At 46.4% G+C, this 22,550-nt stretch carries 26 protein-coding genes and 5 tRNA genes; 3 read left to right on the plus strand and 28 right to left on the minus strand.

The features are described from left to right. Positions 1-117 precede the first annotated feature (117 nt). The 16 genes from rplL to folA form a co-directional block, all read right to left on the minus strand. The gene (gene rplL, locus ACMXYO_RS16085) at positions 118-489 is read right to left on the minus strand and encodes a 50S ribosomal protein L7/L12 (RefSeq protein ID WP_007021372.1); all 372 of its coding nucleotides are present in this window, start codon (positions 487-489) and stop codon (positions 118-120) included. 70 nt (positions 490-559) lie between these two features. Then, positions 560-1,051: a 50S ribosomal protein L10 gene (gene rplJ, locus ACMXYO_RS16090; RefSeq protein ID WP_415882744.1), complete on the minus strand. Its 492-nt coding sequence runs from the start codon at positions 1,049-1,051 to the stop codon at positions 560-562. A 214-nt stretch (positions 1,052-1,265) separates the two neighbouring features. After that, entirely contained in the window at positions 1,266-1,961 is a 696-nt protein-coding gene (rplA, locus tag ACMXYO_RS16095; RefSeq protein WP_415882745.1) for a 50S ribosomal protein L1, read from the minus strand. Next, entirely contained in the window at positions 1,961-2,395 is a 435-nt protein-coding gene (gene rplK, locus ACMXYO_RS16100; protein WP_297305736.1) for a 50S ribosomal protein L11, read from the minus strand. Before rplK ends, rplA begins: the two co-directional genes overlap by 1 nt. A 101-nt stretch (positions 2,396-2,496) precedes the next feature. Further along, positions 2,497-3,030: a transcription termination/antitermination protein NusG gene (nusG, locus tag ACMXYO_RS16105; RefSeq protein ID WP_415882746.1), complete on the minus strand. Its 534-nt coding sequence runs from the start codon at positions 3,028-3,030 to the stop codon at positions 2,497-2,499. A 13-nt stretch (positions 3,031-3,043) separates the two neighbouring features. Beyond that, the gene (secE, locus tag ACMXYO_RS16110) at positions 3,044-3,412 is read right to left on the minus strand and encodes a preprotein translocase subunit SecE (protein WP_415886134.1); all 369 of its coding nucleotides are present in this window, start codon (positions 3,410-3,412) and stop codon (positions 3,044-3,046) included. Positions 3,413-3,473: 61 nt separating this feature from the next. Continuing rightward, a tRNA-Trp gene (locus ACMXYO_RS16115) sits at positions 3,474-3,549 on the minus strand. A gap of 65 nt (positions 3,550-3,614) precedes the next feature. After that, complete coding sequence (gene tuf, locus ACMXYO_RS16120; RefSeq protein WP_415886129.1) at positions 3,615-4,838, minus strand: elongation factor Tu; 1,224 nt, start codon at positions 4,836-4,838, stop codon at positions 3,615-3,617. Positions 4,839-4,925: 87 nt separating this feature from the next. After that, positions 4,926-5,000 (minus strand) — tRNA-Thr (locus ACMXYO_RS16125). Between the two features lie 11 nt (positions 5,001-5,011). Further along, positions 5,012-5,086 (minus strand) — tRNA-Gly (locus ACMXYO_RS16130). An 11-nt stretch (positions 5,087-5,097) separates the two neighbouring features. Then, positions 5,098-5,181, minus strand: a tRNA-Tyr gene (locus tag ACMXYO_RS16135). A 31-nt stretch (positions 5,182-5,212) separates the two neighbouring features. Beyond that, positions 5,213-5,288: transfer RNA gene (locus tag ACMXYO_RS16140), tRNA-Thr, on the minus strand. 34 nt (positions 5,289-5,322) lie between these two features. After that, entirely contained in the window at positions 5,323-5,976 is a 654-nt protein-coding gene (locus ACMXYO_RS16145; RefSeq protein ID WP_415886135.1) for a hypothetical protein, read from the minus strand. A gap of 2 nt (positions 5,977-5,978) precedes the next feature. Next, positions 5,979-6,692: a type III pantothenate kinase gene (locus ACMXYO_RS16150; RefSeq protein WP_415886137.1), complete on the minus strand. Its 714-nt coding sequence runs from the start codon at positions 6,690-6,692 to the stop codon at positions 5,979-5,981. Then, positions 6,689-7,663, minus strand: coding sequence for a bifunctional biotin--[acetyl-CoA-carboxylase] ligase/biotin operon repressor BirA (gene birA / locus ACMXYO_RS16155; RefSeq protein ID WP_415886139.1), 975 nt, complete (start codon positions 7,661-7,663; stop codon positions 6,689-6,691). The genes ACMXYO_RS16150 and birA overlap by 4 nt, the downstream gene beginning before the upstream one ends. Before the next feature lie 15 nt (positions 7,664-7,678). Next, positions 7,679-8,182 (minus strand): type 3 dihydrofolate reductase, encoded by a 504-nt coding sequence (gene folA / locus ACMXYO_RS16160; protein WP_415882751.1) that lies wholly within the window; start codon positions 8,180-8,182, stop codon positions 7,679-7,681. Positions 8,183-8,304: 122 nt separating this feature from the next. Here folA and ACMXYO_RS16165 point away from each other — a divergent pair, with 122 nt between their 5' ends. Beyond that, positions 8,305-9,156: a thymidylate synthase gene (locus tag ACMXYO_RS16165; RefSeq protein WP_415886141.1), complete on the plus strand. Its 852-nt coding sequence runs from the start codon at positions 8,305-8,307 to the stop codon at positions 9,154-9,156. Positions 9,157-9,205: 49 nt separating this feature from the next. Here the strand turns inward: ACMXYO_RS16165 and lgt are convergent, their stop codons facing one another. After that, positions 9,206-9,982: a prolipoprotein diacylglyceryl transferase gene (gene lgt, locus ACMXYO_RS16170; RefSeq protein ID WP_415886143.1), complete on the minus strand. Its 777-nt coding sequence runs from the start codon at positions 9,980-9,982 to the stop codon at positions 9,206-9,208. 10 nt (positions 9,983-9,992) lie between these two features. Next, positions 9,993-10,793, minus strand: coding sequence for a sulfite exporter TauE/SafE family protein (locus ACMXYO_RS16175; protein ID WP_415886144.1), 801 nt, complete (start codon positions 10,791-10,793; stop codon positions 9,993-9,995). An 84-nt stretch (positions 10,794-10,877) separates the two neighbouring features. Between ACMXYO_RS16175 and ACMXYO_RS16180 the strand changes: the two genes are divergently transcribed. Beyond that, positions 10,878-11,648: an NRDE family protein gene (locus ACMXYO_RS16180; protein WP_415886145.1), complete on the plus strand. Its 771-nt coding sequence runs from the start codon at positions 10,878-10,880 to the stop codon at positions 11,646-11,648. 18 nt (positions 11,649-11,666) lie between these two features. Here ACMXYO_RS16180 and ptsP read toward each other — a convergent pair whose 3' ends face one another. Beyond that, a complete protein-coding gene (ptsP, locus tag ACMXYO_RS16185) occupies positions 11,667-13,940 on the minus strand; it encodes a phosphoenolpyruvate--protein phosphotransferase (protein ID WP_415886147.1) in 2,274 nt (757 codons plus the stop codon). Positions 13,941-13,955: 15 nt separating this feature from the next. Next, entirely contained in the window at positions 13,956-14,447 is a 492-nt protein-coding gene (locus tag ACMXYO_RS16190; protein WP_415882757.1) for an RNA pyrophosphohydrolase, read from the minus strand. A 136-nt stretch (positions 14,448-14,583) separates the two neighbouring features. On the opposite strand from ACMXYO_RS16190, the gene ACMXYO_RS16195 reads away from it, so the two are divergent. Beyond that, positions 14,584-15,237, plus strand: coding sequence for an HAD family hydrolase (locus ACMXYO_RS16195; protein WP_415886149.1), 654 nt, complete (start codon positions 14,584-14,586; stop codon positions 15,235-15,237). A 64-nt stretch (positions 15,238-15,301) separates the two neighbouring features. On the opposite strand, the gene ACMXYO_RS16200 is transcribed toward ACMXYO_RS16195, so the two are convergent. The 8 genes from ACMXYO_RS16200 to ACMXYO_RS16235 form a co-directional block, all read right to left on the minus strand. Continuing rightward, positions 15,302-15,526, minus strand: a complete 225-nt coding sequence (locus ACMXYO_RS16200; protein WP_415886150.1) for a phosphatase — start codon at positions 15,524-15,526, stop codon at positions 15,302-15,304. An 18-nt stretch (positions 15,527-15,544) separates the two neighbouring features. Next, positions 15,545-16,450 carry a polyphosphate kinase 2 gene (ppk2, locus tag ACMXYO_RS16205; protein WP_415886151.1) on the minus strand — a complete coding sequence of 302 codons (906 nt, stop codon included), beginning with the start codon at positions 16,448-16,450 and terminating at the stop codon, positions 15,545-15,547. Positions 16,451-16,625: 175 nt separating this feature from the next. Continuing rightward, positions 16,626-17,033 (minus strand): CBS domain-containing protein, encoded by a 408-nt coding sequence (locus ACMXYO_RS16210; RefSeq protein ID WP_415886152.1) that lies wholly within the window; start codon positions 17,031-17,033, stop codon positions 16,626-16,628. 119 nt (positions 17,034-17,152) lie between these two features. Continuing rightward, the gene (locus ACMXYO_RS16215; protein WP_415886153.1) at positions 17,153-18,190 is read right to left on the minus strand and encodes an NADP(H)-dependent aldo-keto reductase; all 1,038 of its coding nucleotides are present in this window, start codon (positions 18,188-18,190) and stop codon (positions 17,153-17,155) included. Positions 18,191-18,222: 32 nt separating this feature from the next. Beyond that, a complete protein-coding gene (locus ACMXYO_RS16220; protein WP_415882763.1) occupies positions 18,223-19,419 on the minus strand; it encodes a class I SAM-dependent rRNA methyltransferase in 1,197 nt (398 codons plus the stop codon). An 83-nt stretch (positions 19,420-19,502) separates the two neighbouring features. After that, entirely contained in the window at positions 19,503-19,895 is a 393-nt protein-coding gene (gcvH, locus tag ACMXYO_RS16225; protein WP_415886154.1) for a glycine cleavage system protein GcvH, read from the minus strand. A 41-nt stretch (positions 19,896-19,936) separates the two neighbouring features. Then, positions 19,937-21,049 carry a glycine cleavage system aminomethyltransferase GcvT gene (gene gcvT, locus ACMXYO_RS16230; protein WP_415886155.1) on the minus strand — a complete coding sequence of 371 codons (1,113 nt, stop codon included), beginning with the start codon at positions 21,047-21,049 and terminating at the stop codon, positions 19,937-19,939. 213 nt (positions 21,050-21,262) lie between these two features. After that, positions 21,263-22,543: a UbiH/UbiF/VisC/COQ6 family ubiquinone biosynthesis hydroxylase gene (locus ACMXYO_RS16235; protein ID WP_415886156.1), complete on the minus strand. Its 1,281-nt coding sequence runs from the start codon at positions 22,541-22,543 to the stop codon at positions 21,263-21,265. Positions 22,544-22,550: the final 7 nt, after the last annotated feature.

Here is a 22,550-nt window from a genome sequence, read left to right on the forward strand (position 1 = left end):
CGGACTGTGTTACCGCTATTTATTTGCTGTCTATAAATAACGGAAAAAGGCCGGTGGCATATAGCCACCAGCCGTCAGCACTTCGAACAGAAATCTGTTCGGATTAGCATGAAGTTATTACTTAACTTCAACAGAAGCGCCAGCTTCTTCCAGTGCTTTCTGAAGTTCTTCAGCTTCTTCTTTGCTAACGCCTTCTTTAACAGCAGCTGGAGCGCCGTCAACGATGCCTTTAGCTTCTTTCAGGCCAAGACCTGTAGCGCCACGTACTGCTTTAATTACGTTAACTTTCTTATCGCCAGCAGCAGTTAGAATAACGTCAAATTCAGTTTTCTCTTCAGCAGCCGCACCAGCATCGCCAGCAGGACCAGCAGCTACAGCAGCAGCAGCAGTTACACCGAATTTTTCTTCCATTGCTTCGATAAGAGCAACAACGTCCTTAACAGACATTTCAGCAATTGCGTTTAGGATATCTTCGTTAGTCAGAGACATTTTCTATATTCCTGATATTTGTAAGCCAGAAGGCTCATTAAAACTTGTATAAATAAAGGTGCGTATAAACTTACGCAGCTTCTTCTTTCTGGTCGCGAACTGCTGCAATAGTACGGCATAGTTTGCCGGCTGCAGCTTCTTTCATGCAAGCCATCAGCTTCGCAATTGCTTCGTCGTAAGTTGGCAAGCTTGCTAGCATAGCCACGTCTACAACTTCACCTTCGAATGCTGCTGCTTTCAGTTCAAAGTTCTCATTGTCTTTCGCAAAGTTCTTCAGGATACGAGCGCCAGCGCCCGGGTGTTCCTGAGAGAAAGCAATGATACTTGGACCTTTGAAAGTGTCCTGTAGGCATGCATAGTCAGTGCCTTCAACTGCGCGCTTAGCAAGCGTGTTACGTACAACTTTAAGCCATACGCCGTTTTCACGAGCTTCTTTACGCAGTGCAGTCATATCGCCTACTTCAACGCCGCGGGAATCCGCAACAACAGCAGACAGAGCACTAGATGCAGCTTCCTGGACTTCAGCGACGATCGCTTTTTTATCTTCGAGTCCTAATGCCACGATTTACTCCTGGAGTAGTCTTTCGACTTATTACCAACCGCCTCATTTCTGAGGCTTTCCGAGTACGGTGGTTTGATTCAAATACAGAATCTCACCGTCTGCGCAGGCTGGTTTAGCCCATTAAGATAAGGAAACCCTTATCACCTGCGGTCTTTGACGGCCTTCATCTCTGTGTAACAGGTACAGAAGACCCTCAAAAAACCTTTCATGTCGATTAAACTTCTAGAGAAGCCTGATCAACTAGCAAACCTGGACCCATAGTAGTCGACAGGGTTACTTTCTTAAGATACACGCCTTTAGCAGAAGCTGGTTTCAGCTTCTTAAGGTCAGCAACTAGTGCTTCGATGTTCTGCTTGATAGCAGCCGCTTCGAAGTCAGCTTTACCAACACCTGCGTGGATGATGCCGTTCTTGTCAGTACGGAAACGAACCTGACCAGCTTTAGCATTGTTTACAGCAGTAACAACATCTGGAGTTACTGTGCCAACTTTAGGGTTAGGCATTAGGCCACGTGGACCTAGAACCTGACCAAGCTGACCAACAACACGCATTGCGTCTGGAGTTGCGATAACAACACCGAAGTCCAGATCGCCACCTTTCATCTGCTCTGCCAGGTCTTCGAAACCAACAACATCAGCACCTGCAGCTTTTGCTTTCTCAGCGTTTTCGCCTTGAGCAAATACAGCTACACGAACATCGTTACCAGTACCGTTTGGCAGTACAGTAGAACCACGAACAACCTGATCAGATTTACGCGGATCAACACCAAGGTTTACAGCAACATCAACAGTCTCTTTGAACTTAACAGTAGAAAGCTCAGATAGTAGAGAAACTGCATCTTCAATAGAGTAAGCTTTACCCGCTTCAACTTTCTCAGCGATTAGCTTCTGACGCTTAGTCAACTTAGCCATTACTCATCACCCTCCGGAATCAGACCCATGCTACGCGCAGTACCTGCGATAGTACGTACAGCTGCATCCATATCTGCAGCAGTTAGGTCAGGCATTTTAACAGTTGCGATCTCTTCCATCTGAGCGCGAGTAACGTTACCCACTTTCTCAGTATTTGGACGACCAGAACCGCTCTTAAGACCTGCAGCTTTCTTCAGAAGAACTGCTGCTGGAGGTGTTTTAGTGATGAAAGTAAAGCTACGATCAGCATAAACAGTAATTACAACAGGAACTGGCAAGCCGTTTTCCATGCTCTGAGTTTGAGCATTGAACGCTTTACAGAATTCCATGATGTTAACACCATGCTGACCTAGTGCAGGACCTACTGGTGGTGACGGGTTAGCGCCGCCGGCAGGAACTTGCAGCTTGATATAAGCTTCAATCTTCTTAGCCATTTTTATTTAACTCCTAGTGGGTTCAAACGCCTTACAGCTCCCCATTTTCTCAAGACAGAAAAACCCCAGCTTTCGCTGAGGTTATTCCTTAAAACTCTAAATCAGGCTTTTTCGACCTGACCAAAATCCAATTCAACCGGTGTAGATCGACCGAAGATCAACACTGCCACCTGCAGCTTGTTCTTCTCGTAGTTAATCTCTTCAACCACACCGTTAAAGTCAGCAAACGGGCCATCGATAACTCGAACCATCTCACCCGGTTCGAATACAGTCTTCGGACGCGGCTTATCAACACCACTCTCAACTCGACTTAGGATTTCGTTAGCTTCTGCTTCTGTGATCGGCGCAGGATTACCTGCAGTACCACCGATAAATCCAAGAACGTGCGGCGTATTCTTAACCAAGTGCCAGCTTTCATCATTCATATCCATGTGCACCAGTACATAACCTGGATAGAACTTACGCTCAGATTTACGTTTCTTACCGTCACGGATTTCAACAACCTCTTCGGTAGGCACTAACACCTCACCAAAAAGATCCTGCATAGAATGCAGTTCAATTCGTTCTTTAAGCGTATTCATTACACGCTTTTCGTACCCGGAGTACGCATGAACAACATACCAACGCTTAGACATGCTTATCAGCCTCTTAACCTATTGCTCCAGATACTAACCAGCTCAACAATGAGTCAAGCCCCCACAACGCCAAACCCATAATCAGAACCACAACCACAACAATCGCCGTCGTCTGCGCTGTTTCTTGACGTGTCGGCCATACCACTTTGCGAATTTCCTGCTTTGCTTCTTTAAACAAAGTAAAAAACGCTTTCCCTTTTGCTGTTTGCAGTGAGATAAAACCTGCAATCAACGCTAACACAAGCAGTGCAACCACACGGTAGAACAAAGACTGATCTGCGTATACAGAGTTACCTACAACGCCCGCAGTAACAATTGCTACTACAGCGACCCACTTAAGGGCGTCAAACTTTGAACCTTCGGAATTCACTTTGGCATTCACGCTTAGGGCCTCAGGATTACTTAAAAATAGCTTGTGTATTGATGCCACCTCAGAGAAGAGATGGCAGGCCAGGAGGGACTCGAACCCCCAACCTGCGGTTTTGGAGACCGCTGCTCTGCCAATTGAGCCACTGGCCTACTGCATAATAGGGAGGCATATTGTATAAGCCTCCCTATCAGTTGGCAATACCTAATTGTTGATTTTATTCAACAATTTTAGATACAACACCAGCACCTACAGTACGACCACCTTCACGAATCGCGAAACGTAGACCTTCTTCCATTGCTACTGGGTTGATTAGTGTAACGTCCATCTTAACGTTATCACCAGGCATTACCATTTCTACACCCTCTGGAAGCTCACATGCACCAGTGATGTCAGTTGTACGGAAGTAGAACTGTGGACGGTAACCTTTGAAGAATGGAGTGTGACGACCGCCTTCTTCTTTGGATAGTACGTATACTTCACCCTCGAAACGAGTGTGAGGAGTAATAGAACCTGGAGCTGCTAGCACTTGACCACGCTCAACTTCTTCACGTTTAGTACCACGCAGTAGAACACCAACGTTCTCACCAGCACGGCCTTCGTCAAGAAGCTTACGGAACATCTCAACACCAGTACAAGTAGTAGTCGTAGTTTCTTTGATACCTACGATTTCAACTTCTTCACCAACTTTGATGATACCACGCTCAACACGACCAGTTACTACAGTACCACGACCCTGGATAGAGAATACGTCCTCAATTGGCATGATGAATGCACCGTCGATTGCACGCTCTGGCTCAGGAATGTAAGAATCTAGAGTTTCTAGAAGAGTCTTAACAGCAGTAGTACCTAGTTCGTTGTCGTCTTGGCCATTTAGAGCCATTAGAGCAGAACCTGGAACGATTGGAGTGTCGTCACCTGGGAATTCGTACTGGTCTAGAAGCTCACGAAGCTCCATTTCAACCAATTCTAGCATCTCAGCGTATTCTTCAGAGTCAGCACCACCACAGTCTTCTGCAAGTAGGTCCGCTTTGTTTAGGAATACTACGATATAAGGTACACCAACCTGACGAGACAGTAGGATGTGCTCACGAGTCTGTGGCATTGGACCATCAGTCGCACCACATACTAGGATAGCGCCATCCATCTGTGCAGCACCAGTGATCATGTTCTTAACGTAGTCAGCGTGACCCGGGCAGTCAACGTGTGCGTAGTGACGCTCTGGAGTGTCATACTCTACGTGAGAAGTCGCGATCGTGATACCACGCTCACGCTCTTCTGGAGCGTTATCGATGTTAGCAAAATCTACCGCTTCACCACCGAAAACTTCAGCAGCTACACGTGTTAGAGCAGCAGTTAGCGTTGTTTTACCGTGGTCAACGTGGCCAATTGTACCAACGTTTACGTGCGGTTTCGTGCGTTCAAATTGTTCTTTAGCCATCAGTCTGTCCAGTACAATTAAATTTACAAAGCGCAAATATAACAAAGGGCAGATATATTACTATATCTACCCTAAAAAAATAAATTCTGGAGCTCAAGAGCGGAATTGAACCGCCGACCTCACCCTTACCAAGGGTGTGCTCTACCCCTGAGCTACTTGAGCTTAGTCTCACTTGGAGCGGGTAGCGGGAATCGAACCCGCCTCTTCAGCTTGGAAGGCTGAGGTAATAGCCACTATACCATACCCGCCTTACTGTGAATGGTGGTGAGGGGTGGATTCGAACCACCGAAGCTTACGCGTCAGATTTACAGTCTGATCCCTTTGGCCACTCGGGAACCTCACCAACAATTTCAAAACTTCACTGACCTATGAGATGGTGCCGGCACCAAGAGTCGAACTCGGGACCTACTGATTACAAGTCAGTTGCTCTACCAACTGAGCTATACCGGCGTCTCAATGAAGTGGCGCGTATGTTACCACCGACTCAGGGCTTTGCAACCCCTTTACACAATTTTTTTTCAATTTTTATAAAATAATAGTTTTCTTTGACTATTTCTTTGATTTTACTGGATAAATTTCGATCAACTGAAGCATCCATCACAACAACATAGCGAGCTCCAGTAGATTCGCGCTTTTCTACACGACTATCAATTGCTAGCGAAGATAGTACCTTTACCTGCTCTACAGCCGATTCTTTATTACTATAACCTTCCAGGCTGTACTCAAAGCCCAGCAATTCGTCACCAACCTCACTTAACCCCTTATTTTCCAGATAATCCATTAAAGCCAAGCGTTTCTTTAGATCTTCTGGTAAGGAAATCACTACCACATAGCTAGCAACAGCTTCTTCCATCGCTTTATATTCAGCCTGACCGCCCAAGCCGACAATTAATTGCGTCACGGCAGCTGCTTTTACATCGGTTTCAAAACCAGCAAACCAAAAACACTCTTGCTGACTAGACTTCTCAGCCTTTAGCTTTTCAAGAGCGTCCTGATCCATCTCAGTAACCAGCTTTAATGTATTCAGCTGTTTACGCGTATCTGACGCTTCAATTACTTGCGGCTCTATTTGTATAGAATGCCAAAACAGCAATACCGCATTAGCCAACAGAAGGAATAGAAACAACCAGCGAAACATAACTAAGCCAACGCCCAAGCCAAACCATCTAAGACCAAATCAGGCTCGAGCTGCCCGCATCCTGCCATCTTGTAGAACAGTTCGCCATCACCGCCTGTTATATAGAGCGCGCTATGCTCAATATTTAGATCCTTTACAATTTTTTCTGTTAAAGCAGCAAACGCGAAATCAATTCCGTTAGACACGGCTGAATTTGTATCTTTACCCGGCTGAGGATTAAAGGACTCAATGGAGTGATCGACAAGAATTTCAGATGTGTTTTCTAATAGGCCTTTTTGCATCAACCTGAGGCCCGGAATGATATGACCACCTAGATGTTGACCTTCATGATCAACGTGATCGACTGTAATTGCACTTCCACAATCAACCACACAACAAGCGCCCCCCGCTTTTTTAAAGGCAGCTAACATGGCCAACCAACGATCAACCCCCATCCGCTGCGGATCGACATAGCTATTTTTTAATCCAGCTTGCTCTGCTGTTGTTTTAGCAAATAAAGGTTCGACTTGCTCTAGCGATTGAAAGATCGCTTTTAGTTGCAGGTTTATCTCTTTACCTGCAACTGACGTCACTCTGATTTTTGAAAATTTTTGTAGCCAGCTATCCGGTATTGACTGCTCGCTCAATTCTCGCGTTAACAGCTTACCTTGAACACCATTTTGTTCGAGCACTCGCCACTTAATAAACGTATTGCCAGCATCTATTTCAAGAATCATAAGTTTCGCTGAACACTCACTTCTCCACCATGGTATGCCTGCACGCCAGACGGCGTTTGCAGAAGCAGTGCACCGGATGTATCGATACCGTTGCAAATACCCTCTACTACCTTCTCGCCAACCTGCAATGCGATCTCTTTATTCTGCATCGCATGATAGGACTGCCATTCATCAACCCATGCAGCAAAGCCCGTGCGCTCAAACTCTTCAAGCTTTACTACAAGCTGATTAATAACTTCGGCTAATAGTCGATTGCGACTTACATCAGTGCCAGCAATAGTTTTAAGATCGGTCCAAGGCTGATCGATATCTTCAGCCTGTTCTTTTGGCATATTCACATTCATACCAACACCAATAATCACTTGGCATTGACCGGACGCCTCTCCATTTAGCTCAATCAAGATCCCTGCGAGCTTTTTGCCTTGGTAAAGTAGATCGTTTGGCCATTTCAGTTCAACCCCATCAACCGAGAGTACTTCCAATGCTTTAACAAGAGACAGACCGATCAGCAGACTCAAACCTTCAAGGGCTGCCGCACCCTGTTCAAATCGCCATACCAATGAGAAATAAAGATTGCGAGCAAAAGGACTAACCCAGCTGCGACCTCGTCGACCACGACCTTCTATCTGCTGCTCAGCAACAAACAAACGCCCATGACAATCTCCCTGCTGAGACTCCTTCATAGCCATCTCATTAGTTGAGGCAATGGTTAACGGAATCTCTGGACATTTAATTAGTTCAGCTACCTCTGGGCGTAAAGCAGATTTAATCTGCTCATAATCCAGTAGCTCTACACCACCCGGGACTCGATAACCTCGCCCTTTAACACTGTAGACTTCAAGACCGCTTTCTTCGATACGGCGTATATGTTTCCAGATCGCACTACGGCTGATTCCAATTTCCTCTCCTAATTCTCGACCGGAGTGGAATTTGCCATCAGCTAGAATAGACAACAACGAACGGAGCGTCATACTACTTTGCCTTCTTTAAATTTTGTCTAAAACAATAAAGCTATAGTTGTATGGGTTAGGTCCTTCTGCAGAGAAATCTTCTCTACCCACTTCTTTCCAATTTTCTCGCGCAAACTCAGGGAACCAAGCATCCCCTTCTATTTCTGCATCAACCTCTGTCAGATATAAACGATCAGCCTTCTCTAACGCTTGCGCATAAATCTGACCGCCGCCAATGACCATTGCCTCGGATGCGCCATCGATCATTGCTACACTTTCAGCCATATCAATAGCCGCTTCTAGGCTAGAAACAACTTTGACACCTTGAGGCGCATAAGATTCCTGCCTAGAGATAACGATATTGGTGCGCCCAGGGAGTGGACGACCTATAGACTCATAGGTATTTCGCCCCATGATAATCGGCTTACCCATAGTTACCTGTTTAAAGTAACGTAGATCTTCAGGTAAGTGCCATGGCAGCTTATTGTTAACGCCAATCACTCGATTTTTAGCTTGTGCAACAATAATTGCTAAGTTCATCGAAACTCCTAATCGACTTATATCGCTAAGATATTAAGCATCATTTTATATTCTTACCAAAAATACTTAACATTCGGTAACATAATCTCACTGAATTTAAACACAGGGTTAAGCACAAACCAATGAGACAATACCTAGATCTGTGCCAAAGAATTATCGATGAAGGCGTTTGGGTAGAAAACAAACGCACAGGCAAACGCTGCCTTACCGTCATTAATGCTGATTTAACTTATGACGTCGGCCAAGGGCAGTTCCCTATGGTGACTACGCGCAAGTGCTTTTACAAATCAGCGATTGCAGAGATGTTAGGCTATCTCCGCGGTTATGATAACGCAGCAGATTTCCGCAAGATTGGCACCAAAACATGGGATGCCAACGCTAACGATAATGCTGAGTGGCTAGCCAACCCATATCGCAAGGGTGAAGATGATTGCGGTTTCATCTACGGCAAAGTAGGCAGAAACTTCCCAAAACCCGATGGCGGCAGCATCGACCTATTGCGTAAAATTGTGGATAACCTATCAAACGGCATTGATGACCGTGGTGAGATCTATACTTTCTATCACCCGGGCGCATTCCACATGGGTTGCTTACGACCTTGCATGTATAGCCATCACTTCTCACTGCTAGGCGATACACTTTACCTAAACAGCACTCAGCGAAGCTGCGATGTTCCATTGGGCCTGACCTTTAATATGGTGCAGGTGTACTTCTTGCTGGCAATCGTGACCCAGATCACCGGTCACAAACCGGGCAAGGCGTATCACAAGATCGTGAACGCCCATATTTATGAAGACCAGGTCGAGCTAATGCGCGATGTGCAGCTTCAACGCGAGCCGTTGCCTTTACCGACCTTTAAGATCAATCCTGATATCAAAACGCTGGAAGATTTGGAAACATGGGTAACCGTCGATGACTTTGAAGTTGAAGGTTATCAGCACCACGATCCTATTCAGTACCCGTTCTCGGTTTAAATCAGACAATAAAAAAGAGGCCTATTTGGCCTCTTTTTTATGCTCAATTTCATCCACGCTTGTAAGCAAGCCCAACCAAGAACATCCCCAACAGTATCATCGGCAAAGAAAGCAACTGCCCCATGGTTAGCCACTCAAAAGCGATAAACTGAAGATGCGCATCTGGTTCACGTACAAATTCCACTAAAGATCGGAACAAACCATAGAGCAGAAGGAATAGACCAGAAACCGCCATTTTCGGTCGCGGTTTAGATGAGAACCACCAAAGCACCACGAATAGCACGAGCCCTTCTAGTGCAAATTCATACAACTGAGAAGGATGACGAGGTAGATCACCACCGCGAGGAAATACCACACCCCATGGACCATCCGTAACACGCCCCCAGAGCTCACCACCAATAAAGTTACCTATGCGGCCAGCACCTAAACCGATCGGCACCAAAGGAGCGACAAAGTCCGTCATGGTAAATAGGGATTTACCGTGTTTACGGCCAAACAGATACATGGCAGCTATAACACCGAGCAAACCTCCGTGGAAAGACATTCCCCCTTCCCACACAGCAAACAGCCACAGCGGATCTTGCAGGAAGCGATCAAGGTGATAAAACAGGACATACCCCATTCGACCACCCAATACCACACCCATAGCACCCCAGAAGATCAGATCGGATATCTGCTCTTCAGTCCAGCCAGAACCCGGCAAACGCGCTCGTCTTACACCTAACCACCAGGCTGCGGCAAAGCCGATTAAGTACATCAAGCCATACCAGTGAATCTGCAATGGCCCGAGATCTAATGCAATCGGGTTGATATCATGAACCCACACAGCGCTACTCCTAAACTAGGTTACTGATTAAGAAACGCAGTCCTACACAGAATAAAAAGACTGCAAAAATCCGTTTTAAAACTGGTCCCGGCAGGCTGTGCGCCCATTTAGCACCAAACTTAGCAAAATAAGAACTGGTCAAAACAATACCCGCAAATGCAGGTAGGTAGACGTAACCTGCACTCCAATCAGGCATATCAGCATCACCCCAACCTTCCCAAACATTGGTTAGCGCCGCCATTACTGCAATCGGAAGGCCACAGGCAGCCGATGTAGCAACAGCTTGCTGCATCTGAACTCGCCCCCAAGTAAGATAAGGCACAGTCAGGGTTCCACCACCAATACCAAAAATACTGGAGAGCCAACCAATCACACCACCTGAGATAACAAAAGATTTGGTACTCGCCGATTTTTCACCCGCATCTGGCTTTAGGTTCAACGCCATCTGGATCGAAACCAAAATAGCAAAGCTACCCAACGCAATTTGCAGCCATTCACCGGTCATTTGTCCCGCAGTTTTAACGCCGAGAAATGCACCCAACAGAATACCGGCCGTTAAAGGCTTAAAAATATCCCAGCGGACTGCACCTTTGCTGTTATGTGCCATCGTAGAGCTGATCGAAGTCACTACTATGGTCGCTAAAGAGGTAGCAACCGCTGCATGGGTTAGCACACTAGGCGCCATCCCCTGTAATTCAAAGCAAAAGACCAATACCGGCACGATCAACAGACCACCACCAATACCAAATAAGCCTGCAACGACCCCTGCTGCTGCGCCTAGAATTAAGTAGGTAAGAATTGTGATCAGCATCTTTTATCCTTTACTCTGCCTTTGTGCGATTTGCACTTACAATAAAAACGATCGCTATATTACCCAATTAATGGCCTATTACCTATGTGCTTAATAACATTCGCATATAAGACCCACCCTAAATACTCCCTGATTTTACTCGCCAATCGCGACGAGTTTTATCAAAGAGCAAGCCAAGCAATGCATTTTTGGCCAGATCAAGCTCACGTGCTTGCCGGAAGAGACCTAGAACAGATGGGCACTTGGCTGGGCATCAACAAGGAAGGAAAGTTCTCAGCCGTTACCAATTTTCGTGATGGCAACAACATGGCCAAATCGAAAAAATCTCGTGGTGAGCTTACAGCCAATTTTTTAACGGGTTCTACCGATGCGAAAAGCTATTTAGCACAAATGGAGACAGAGAAATCACTATACGGCGATTTTAATCTGCTTACAGGGGACAAAACAGGTCTGTACTACAGTTCGAACCGCGGAGGCCAAACACAGCAATTAAAACCCGGCGTATACGGAATGAGCAACGCGCTTCTAGATACACCATGGCCAAAGCTTACCCAAGTAAGACAGGCGTTAGCAGATACAATCGAAAATGAGATGATTTCTGAGCAGGTTTTGTTTGAGATTATGCTTAACGATCAACGCGCCGAAAACGAAAGCCTGCCAGACACCGGCGTACCTTTTGAATGGGAAAAACTGCTATCGTCTAGCTTTATTCGATCAGAGACTTATGGCACTCGGGCTATAACGATCCTTCTACAAGAACTCGATGGTCACACAACTGTTATCGAACAAGGGTACGACTATAATGGGCCATTAGAAAGAAGTGAGTATCAACTTACCTTGCCAGCTTTAGGGTAGTGTTCTCAAAAAAATCGGCTAAACAACAACCGGCTGTTTTGGCAGCGCTATACCCAATTCAGTTAGGCGCTCATTGATGAATTTCTGAATGCGATCAGCATCATCCATAGCCATCACATCTTTCAGGAGTTGACCCGCGTCTTCCTTACTCACTTGGCGAATCGCGGCTTTCACTTTAGGCAAGTTGGTCGCGTTCATTGATAGCACATCATAACCCATTGCCATCAACAGCAAAGCACCACCTGGCTCAGACGCCAATTCACCGCAGATAGACACTGTAACGTTTTCTTTATGCGCCTCTCGCGCAATGAAAACAAGCGCCCTCAGAACAGCGGGATGGTAGCTAACATACAGATCAGCAACACGAGGGTTATTTCGGTCTACAGCAAGCAGATACTGGGTAAGGTCGTTGGAACCTACCGAGATAAAATCGACACGACGTGCAAATCGGCGCACCTGATAAACAGCAGCCGGCACCTCAACCATCACACCCACCAATGGACGCTCAATATCATGCCCTTCATCTTGCAGTTCTTTAACTGCACGATCGATCTGACGACTGGCTTCTTCTACCTCTCCTACGCTGGTCACCATCGGCAACATAATACGTAGATTACCGTAACCTTCGCCTGCTTTAAGCATGGCGCGTACTTGCACTAGGAAGATCTCAGGATGATCTAGCGTCACTCGGATACCACGCCATCCCAAGAATGGGTTTTCCTCTTCAATTGGGAAGTAAGGTAGTGACTTATCTCCACCGATATCCAAGGTACGCATTGTCACAGGGCGAGGGTGGAATGCTTCTAATTGCTTGCGATAAGTCTGCGCTTGGTCTTGCTCACTCGGGAAGAACTCTCGGATCATGAAAGGCACTTCGGTTCGATACAGCCCAATACCTTCTGCACCGCGATCAAGTGAACGCGCTACATCGGCGATCAAACCTGTATTTACCCATAACGGCATTCGGAAACCATCTGTAGTTTCCGCAGGAAGATCTTTAATCGCTTCAAGTTCGGCTGCTTGTTCCTGCTCACCACGCAAGATATCTCTGTATGCCGTTAGAAGATCCTCTCCCGGCTGTACGTAGATTCGACCTGAATAGCCATCAAGAATCAGCTCTCGACCATCAATACGCGTTAGAGGCAGATCAACCGCGCCCATAATGGTCGGAATACCCATGGAACGAGCAAGGATCGCAGCATGGGAGTTACTAGAACCATGCACAGAAACTAAACCGACCAACTTCTCGCTCGGCACTTCACCAAGCATCGCCGGCGTTAACTCATCAGCGACCAGAATAGTTTCATCGGTAAATTCGAGCACTGCAGGCGCATCTTCTTGCAGATAGGCGAGCACTCGACGACCTAAATCTTTGATATCCGTCGCACGTTCGCGCAGATAGGGGTCATCCATCATAGAGAACTGACGCACATGCTCCATGACAACTTCACGCAGTGCACCTTGTGCCCAGTTGCCTTGGCGGATTCTCGCCACAACTTCGCCAGCCAGAGCGTTGTCATCCAACATCCGCAGATAAACATCAAATAGCGCCTGCTCTTCTGAACGCAAACGCTGGGCTAAACTGCGGCCAACGACTTTGATATCCCGTCGAACGAGTTTTAATGCTGCTTCGAAGTTAGCAATTTCCTGCTCAACGTCTTTGGCAACTTTATCTGGAACTGAGTTTAGATCCGCCGGCGGTGCAACAACCGTAGCTGAACCAATAGCTACACCCGCAGAACCAGGCACACCCTCAAAACGCAAGTTAACGACTTCGCCGCTTGGCTCTTCGCCCATTACACCTAAAGAACCCGTCGCTTCAGCATGAGCAATAGCCCCAGCAAGCTGGGCAGATAAGGTCACGAGAAAAGCTTCTTCACTCTCATCAAAACGACGCTGCGCTTTTTGCTGAACAACTAAGACACCCAATACACCGCGGTGATGGATAATCGGCACGCCGAGGAAAGAGTTAAAACGCTCTTCACCGGTAGACTCAACATATTTGTAGGCGGGATGCTCGGAGGCGTTTTCAAGGTTGATCGGTTCGGCACGATCTACCACCATACCCACCAAGCCTTCTTCGGCAGATAAACGAACGCTACCCACCGCTTCCTGATTGAGACCTTCAGTCGCCATCAAGACATAACATTGATCCTCAGGATCAAATAGATAAACAGAGCAAACCTCTGTGGACATAGCACGCTGGATGCGACGCACAATCAGATTCAGTACCGAGTCCAAATCTGGCGCGATACTGACTTCCTGTACAATCTTCTTCAACACATCCAGCATTCAGTGTCTCTCCTTCTAGGTATTTATGGCATTAAATCTCGATAGTTTAGGTGATAATTCTCGCATTGCCTTGCGATACACCTCTCGTTTAAATGACACAACCTGTCCTAGCGGATACCAATAGCTCACCCAACGCCAACCATCAAACTCTGGCGATTCAGTGTGATCAATTTTTACCGCACTATCTGCGCTCAACATCCGTAGCAAAAACCATTTTTGCTTCTGGCCAACACATACCGGATGCGAATTGCGCCGGATCATTCGTTTGGGCAATCGGTATCTCAACCAACCTCGGGTTACTGCAACAATTTCTACATCTTCTGCAGCAAGTCCAATCTCTTCTCTTAATTCGCGATACATTGCTTCTTCAGGGGTTTCATCCTCATTGATTCCCCCCTGCGGAAACTGCCAAGCATCTTGGCCAATTCGTCTTGCCCAAAGGACCTGACCCAGCGAGTTAGCCAGAATGATACCGACATTCGGCCTGAACCCATCTGAATCAATCACTTTAGTTATTCCTAATTATTTTTCAGCTATTGTTCCATAATTCTTTGATACTCAGCAAATCCCTTTTCAGACAATTGCATTCAACGCGTATCCTCCCTATCCTTGCGACACTATCTTATTCGTTGAGGAACCTCTTTTGAGCTTAGCAATTTTTGATCTGGACAATACTCTTCTTGCCGGTGACAGTGATCACGCATGGGGCGAATTTTTGTGCGAAAAAGGGATTGTAGATAGCGATGAGTATAGTCGCGCAAACGACTACTTTTACGAGCAATATAAGAATGGCGGATTAGATATTTTTGAATTCCTTGCCTTTGCTCTAAAGCCTTTGGCGCAGATGCAACGTGCAGAGCTAGATAAACTGCATTTAGAGTTTATGGAATCTAAAATTATTCCGATTATGTTACCTAAAGCGGCTGAGCTTCTGCAGAACCACCGCGAACAAGGTGATTACTTGCTTATTATCACAGCGACTAACCGCTTTGTAACAGGCCCTATCGCAGACAAACTGGGTGTAGACGATATTATTGCAACCGACCCTGAAGAAATAGACGGGGAATATACCGGTAAAGTTGCGGGCATACCTTGTTTCCAAGATGGCAAAGTAACGCGCCTAAATGAGTGGTTAAAGCACAATGACTTTAACTTAGAAGGTAGCTATTTCTATAGCGATTCCCACAATGACTTACCGCTCCTTGAAAAAGTAACTCATCCAGTCGCTGTCAATCCAGATGAGACCCTAGAAGATCATGCTAACGCAAACCTCTGGCCAGTATTAGATTTGCGTTAACCCCACGTTGATTAAAGCAAAAAAAGAGAGGCAATAGCCTCTCTTTTTTATTACCTATTAAAGTTCAATCAAAGTGCTCAGCAAAATGACGAACATCGTGAGCTAACTTATCAATCTTATCGGCCGCCTTTTCCATCTCTGTCAAAACAGCCGCACTGATAGCTGACTCAATCAACAGTGCTAACTCATCAAAATGCTCTTCACCAATATCGTTGTTCATTGCATCCGGCAATCTCGCTTTAAAAGAATCGACAACATGTTGAGCATGTGCAGTTTGTTTTAGTGTCATCGCTCCACTCCTTAACTGTTACTTATGCACTGGGTGACGATCAATTTGCCCTTGGGCATTGCTGACGATTTGCGGATCCGGCTGAAGATCAATCTCTTCACTTTTATTCGGATAAGGCATACGACTAAGTAGATGGCGCATGGCATTAAGTCTTGCACGCTTCTTATCGTCAGATTTAATCACCGTCCAAGGTGCATCTGCCGTGTCGGTATAGAAAAACATCGATTCTTTGGCTTCTGTATATGAATCCCACTTATCTAAAGAGGCCAAATCGATTGGAGAAAGTTTCCATTGTTTCAACGGATCTACACGACGAGCCTGAAAACGTCGGAACTGCTCGTCACGGCTTACCGAGAACCAGAACTTAAACAGTTTGATGCCACTTCGCGCCAGCATACGCTCCAGATCAGGGGTCTGACGCATAAACTCTAAATACTCAGATGGCGAACAGAAGTTCATTACTTTCTCAACCCCAGCACGGTTGTACCAAGAACGGTCAAACAGCACTATCTCACCAGCCGTAGGAAGATGGTTGATGTAACGCTGGAAATACCACTGCCCTTTCTCTTGCTCGGTCGGCTTTTCTAAAGCCACGACACGTGCACCACGAGGATTAAGGTGCTCCATAATACGTTTGATGGTTCCGCCTTTACCGGCTGCGTCACGCCCTTCAAAGAGGATAACAACACGCTGCCCGGTCTCACGCACCCAGTTCTGCATCTTCAACAGTTCTATCTGCAGCTCTTTTTTACGCTTTTCGTATTCTTTGCGGGAAATTTTTGTATCGTAAGGGTATTCGCTGGACTCAAACTGATCAGTAATCTCCTGATCCAGCAGTACAGTAGGGCAGATTTCTTCTTGCGGTGGCAAGATCACATCTGCAGTTTGAACATCAACGTCTGGGGTCTGTAACTCCTGGTTCATAGGCTTACCTCTCTAGTTCGGTTAATCAGTATTACTGATTATGCGCCTACTACATCAGGAGTTTCTGATATAGATCAAACAACTGTTATAAATGTAAAAATACGCTTTTTATCGGCATTAATTATTCGGTATGATCCCCGTCCTTTCCGGTTAAAACCTCACTGAATATTAGCCCTCAAGCCACCACTTTACAGTGCTTCAAGGACTCATTTAGCTCATGCATCAACATGCTTCGCGTGATGATACCCACCAGCTTATTCTGCTCAACCACTGCATACACTTTTGGTTTATCCAAACCCATCTGCTGAGCTAAATCGACAATACTCAATCTCGGTGAAACCGTAAGTGGATCGGTACGCATAATATCGCCAACAATCTCGTGGCTATCACAGTGATAACTGTCGGTAACTAAATAAGGCAAACAATCAAACTCTGATAAAAAGCCAACCACCTTCAAGTTTTTATCTACTACCGGTAAGCCTAAATACCCAGACTCTAGAATATGAGAAACCGCCTCAACTAGGGGCATATCTGCACTCAGCGGTTTATTCACAGGAAACATTGCATCTCTTACTTGTAACATAACCCTACCCACCTGTTTTATCTTGCTGATTACAGTCTGGCAAAGAACTCGAAAATGACAAATTCACCACAAAAAAAGGGAGCTATTTAAGCTCCCCTTTCTCGATCAATTAAACAATGCTACGGACACGGATTTGGATGCCGCACATGAATCGCCTCAATCTCCGCTAGCAAACCTTCATCAAGGTTAAGATTTACAGAGTCTATATTCGCTGTCAGCTGCTCCATGGTCGTTGCGCCAATGATATTACTGGCAACAAAGTCGCGACCATTAACAAAGGCTAACGCCATCTGCGCTGGATCCAAATTATGCGCTCGAGCAAGCAATACGTACTCTTCAGTCGCTCTTTTACCTTGCTCATTCAGATATCGAGTGTAATCAGGGAAAAGAGTTAAACGCCCTTTCTCAGGCTGAGCGCCATTAAGGTACTTGCCACTTAAGGTACCAAATGCCATTGGCGAATACGGCAGTAGAGACACCTGCTCACGCATCAAAACCTCGGTTAAACCGACCTCAGAGGAGCGGTTTAACAAGTTGTAGGGATTCTGTACGGAAACAACTCGTGGCAGGCCTAATTGCTCAGCATAAGCTAGAAACTTCATGGTTCCCCATGCCGTTTCATTGGATAAGCCCACATATCTAATCAAGCCTTCGTCCACCAGCTCTTTTAAAATGTTTAGGGTTTCCAAAATTGCTGCCCCATCGTTTTCTGGAGCATGCTGATAGCCTAATTTACCAAAGAAATTAGTGGTGCGATCTGGCCAGTGGAGTTGGTATAAGTCGATGTAATCGGTTTGGAGGCGCTTTAAACTGCCTTGGAGCGCTTCACGAATATTTTTGCGATCAAAATGCATATCAGGGCGGATAAAGCTGACAAAATCTCCAGGCCCCGCAACCTTTGTTGCAACGATCACCTTCTCGCGGTTATTCCGTTGCTTCATCCAGTTGCCGATGTAGGTCTCTGTTAGCCCCTGATAACGCTCATCCACAGGCACTGGATACATCTCAGCAGCATCAAGAAAATTGACACCTTGCGCCCAGGCATAATCCAGCTGCTCAAACGCTTCGACCTCAGTGTTTTGTCGACCGAAGGTCATAGTTCCCAGACAGATCAGACTCACATTGAGATCCGTATTACCTAGCTGACGATATTGCATGGTAAAGCTCCTATCTGGGAACAGATGTCGGATTAAGAGGATGGCAAAACTCTGACAAAGAATGATTTAAGGTAATCCGTTTCTGGAATCGCCGGATGTACCGGGTGGTCTGCACCCTGATGCCCCTGATCAAAGATCTGAGCATTACGATCCAATTCGCGGCTATTACTACGAATAATATCGATCAAGCGATCACGTTGAAGATGCATAGAGCATGACGCAGACACCAAGATTCCGTCTTTCTTAAGCAGACGCATGGCGAAGTTATTCATACGGGAATAAGCACGCTCACCATTACGAATATCCTTTTTCTTCTGGATAAACGCAGGCGGGTCCAACACAACCACATCAAATTTTTCTTTATCTGCAATGAGAGACTTACAGATATCAAAGGCATCACCGTGGAAGCCTTCAAATCGATCAGACGCATTATTGATACGCGCGTTCTCAGCTGCCACTTCTAGAGCAAAATGGGAAGCATCGACACAGATCGCCTGATTAGCACCAGCAGCCAAAGCCTGCGCGCCCCAGCCACCTACGTAACTAAACAAATCCAGTACGCGCTTACCTTCAACATGCTTTTGCATCTGTGCGCGGTTATTACGGTGATCGTAGAACCAACCAGTTTTCTGGCCTTTCTGCAGTGGGGCTAGCAGTGGCACAGAGTTTTCCATCAACGGACACAGCTCAGGGATATCACCCTGGATAATCTCTGTATAGGTTTCCAAACCTTCCATATCACGCATTTTGCCGTCATTACGCAGCAGAATAGCTTTTGGCGTGAATACTTTGTTCAGTGCATCGATAATGTCATCCAACACCGCTTCCATACCGGCTGTGGAAATCTGTACAACAAACACATCGTAGAAACGATCAATCACGAGACCCGGCAGAGCATCACTGTCACCAAACACCAGACGATAGCAATCATCAGTAAAGCAGCTTTCACGCAGTGATAGCGCCACTTTAAGGCGGTGAATGATTAAGGAGCGATCCAAAGTGTATTTAAGATCACGACTGACGATTCGACCGCAAATCAACGTATTTGGGTTTACATAAGCAACGCCTAAAGGTTTGCCTTTGTCAGTTTCGACAATAACCTGCTGGCCCGGCTCAAAGCTCTTCAGCGGCGTCGCACGGTTATCCACCTCGTTACTGTAGATCCAAAGGTGACCACCACGCAGCCTGCGTTCAGCCCCACTGTTTAGTTTTAGAGTTTGCAGTGACATGTTTTTCCTGTTTTACAGACAACTGTCCCGGCATATAGCCGGGACAAGGTATTTATTTCTCAGGCCGAGGCCCTAAATCTGACTTAAGCTTCAGATTCGCACAGATCGTTGTAAGCTTCTGCGCTTAGTAGTTCGTTCAACTCTTCAGCGTCGCTTAGCTTCAATTTGAAGAACCAACCATCACCGTATGGGTCAGAATTAACTAGCTCTGGAGAGTCTTCCAGATCTTCGTTAACGGCTACAACTTCACCACTTAGCGGCGCGTATACATCAGATGCAGCTTTAACAGACTCAACAACACCTGTTTCATCACCTGATTCTACTTCAGCACCGACTTCTGGCAGCTCAACGAAAACTACGTCACCCAAAAGGTCTTGCGCGTGATCTGTTACACCGATGACAACGGTGCCATCACCTTCAACGCGGATCCACTCGTGACTAGCAACGTATTTCAGTTCAGATGGAATGTTACTCATGTTTATTTCCTACCCCTATGGGTCCTGTTTAAATCGAATTCTTAGTCAAAAACTTTTTTGCCGTTACGGACAAAAGAAGGACGAATTACACGTACAGACACCAACTTGCCTTTACCACGCAGATCCACTTCAGCTGTATCCGTTGTGCCCACAGGCACACGCGCCATAGCGATCGAACAACCTAGCGTTGGGGAGAATGTACCACTGGTAATCTCGCCTTCGCCAATGCCGTCTACTACAACCTTCTGATGTGCACGCAATACACCACGCGCTTCCATCACTAGACCTACAAGCTTATGGCTCACACCTGCATCGCGCTGCTGTTGCAGTGCTTCACGGCCGATAAAGACACGCTCTTGCGGTTCCCAAGCAATAGTCCAACCCATATTAGCTGCTAGCGGAGAAATAGTTTCATCCATATCTGCGCCATATAGGTTCATACCCGCTTCTAAACGCAAAGTATCGCGCGCGCCTAGTCCACATGGAGCAACGCCAGCATCCGCGAGTGCCTGCCAAAAATCTGCCACCTCATCTTCAGGCAGCATCACTTCTAAACCGTCTTCACCAGTATAGCCAGTTCTCGCAATAAACCAGCCTTCTGACTCTAAACCTTGGAAAACACTTAACTGATCGATCAAGTTAGCGCGCGACTCAGTTACAGCTTGTTTCGCCAACGCTAATGCGTCTGGGCCTTGCACCGCTACCATCGCCAATTCTGGCTGCTCTGTTAGGGCAACGTCATCAAAGCTAGCTGTCTGGTCAGACATCCAACGTAAATCTTTTTCGCGTGTTGCACAGTTCACAACGACACGGAACCACTCGCCAGCAACACCTGGCTCTGTCATCAGGTAGACAATAAGATCATCAATTACACCAGCATCTTCATTCAGCATGCCGCTGTACATCGCCTTACCTTTTTCCTGCAACTTAGCAACATCGTTTGCTAGCAGGTAACGTAAATACTCTTTAGCGTCTGTGCCGGTAACGTCTACAACCGTCATGTGGGAGACATCAAACATACCAGCAGCTTGTCGAACCTTGTGATGCTCATCTACCTGAGAACCATAGTGGATTGGCATATCCCAACCACCGAAGTCGACCAGCTTAGCACCCATCTCTTGGTGCTTTTCGTACAATGCAGTTTTGCTACCCATATTATTAACTCTTATCAGGGGCTAGCTTAGGCCTTGTTATCGTCATAAACAGGTCTTGCTAGGCTTTAACAACTGCTTTTCAGCTCAAGAGCGAATCAATTGACCTGAAAAACAAAAAAAGGGAAGACAATTTATAGGGATTCTCTTCACAGTTCAATCTTTGAACGACAAACTAGGGTTGCGACTATGGTCGGATCAGATTATCCAAGCCGATTATTCTTGAATGCTTCTCTGCGCCAATTGCGGCAAACGACCAGATAACCCCATCGCATCCATCACAATATGATTTTTAACGGGTGACAGTTTATCCAATAAGTTCATGCCCATATTGCGCGCCAAGCAAGCCAAAGGTTGTCTGGTATTAAATAAACGTTTGAAGCTTTCCATAGCTAGGGACATCTGAATATTGTCATTGCGGCGTTCGCGCTGGAATCTGCGTAACACCGATTGGGCGCCTAAAGGCTCACCTCGACGCGAAGCGTCCATCAATGTTTCAGCTAACTGAGCTGCATCCAACAAACCTAAGTTCACACCCTGACCTGCCAGAGGATGGATGGTATGTGCCGCATCCCCAATCGCTGCAAAACCCGGCTGAATATAATGCTGAGCATGACGCTGACGTAACGGAAAAACGCTGCGTTGATCGCACCATTCTATTTCTCCTAAACGGTTCTCAAATGCACGACCTAATTGCTGGCAAAACTCTTCGTCGGGCAATGCCATCAATTCGTTAGCATGTTCTGGCGATGTCGACCAAACAATCGAGCAGTAGTAATCACCCTCTTCGCTACTCAAAGGTAACAATGCCAGCGGTCCATCTTCGGTAAAACGCTGCCAAGCAGTCGCTTGATGCGGCTGCTCGGTTTTAACAGTGGTCACAATGGCATGATGACCATAATCCCATTCCACCATTGGTAGGCCCGCATGTTGACGTGTTTTCGATAGCGCGCCATCCGCAGCAACCACTAGGTCCGCTTGAATGATACGACCATCACTCAATTTCACCGCACGGCCTTGATCAGACTGGGGAGATAGCTCCGTCACTGTCACACCGGTAATCAGTTCTACTGAAGGTGTTTCTAAAAGAACCTGATACAAACCCGCCAGTGTCACACGGTTTTCTACAATATGGCCTAAAGCCGGCTCATGCAGTTCTCGCGCTGAAAAGTGAATATGCCCAGTCCCTTCGCCATCCCAAACATCCATCTCGGTATAGGGGCTTAGACGATAATCCTGCATATACTTCCAAGCACCTACAGAGGTTAAGATCTGCTGCGAGGCACAGGTGAGCGCACTGACACGAGGGTCATAGCCCTTAGCTTGAGCACCTTTAACAAACTCAGAGAAACCACTGATATCGCCTTCGCGTTGCTCTAAAAGCGTTACTTTAATATCGGCATCCGCCAAAGCCGCAGCAAGAGTAACTCCCACCATGCCGGCTCCAACAATCACTACATCTGAATTAAGCACTTGTGCCTGTGTATTTTCTGGCATGATCTAT

Source organism: Neptuniibacter sp. QD37_6, assembly GCF_047778085.1.
In the GTDB taxonomy this organism is placed as follows: domain Bacteria; phylum Pseudomonadota; class Gammaproteobacteria; order Pseudomonadales; family Balneatricaceae; genus Neptuniibacter.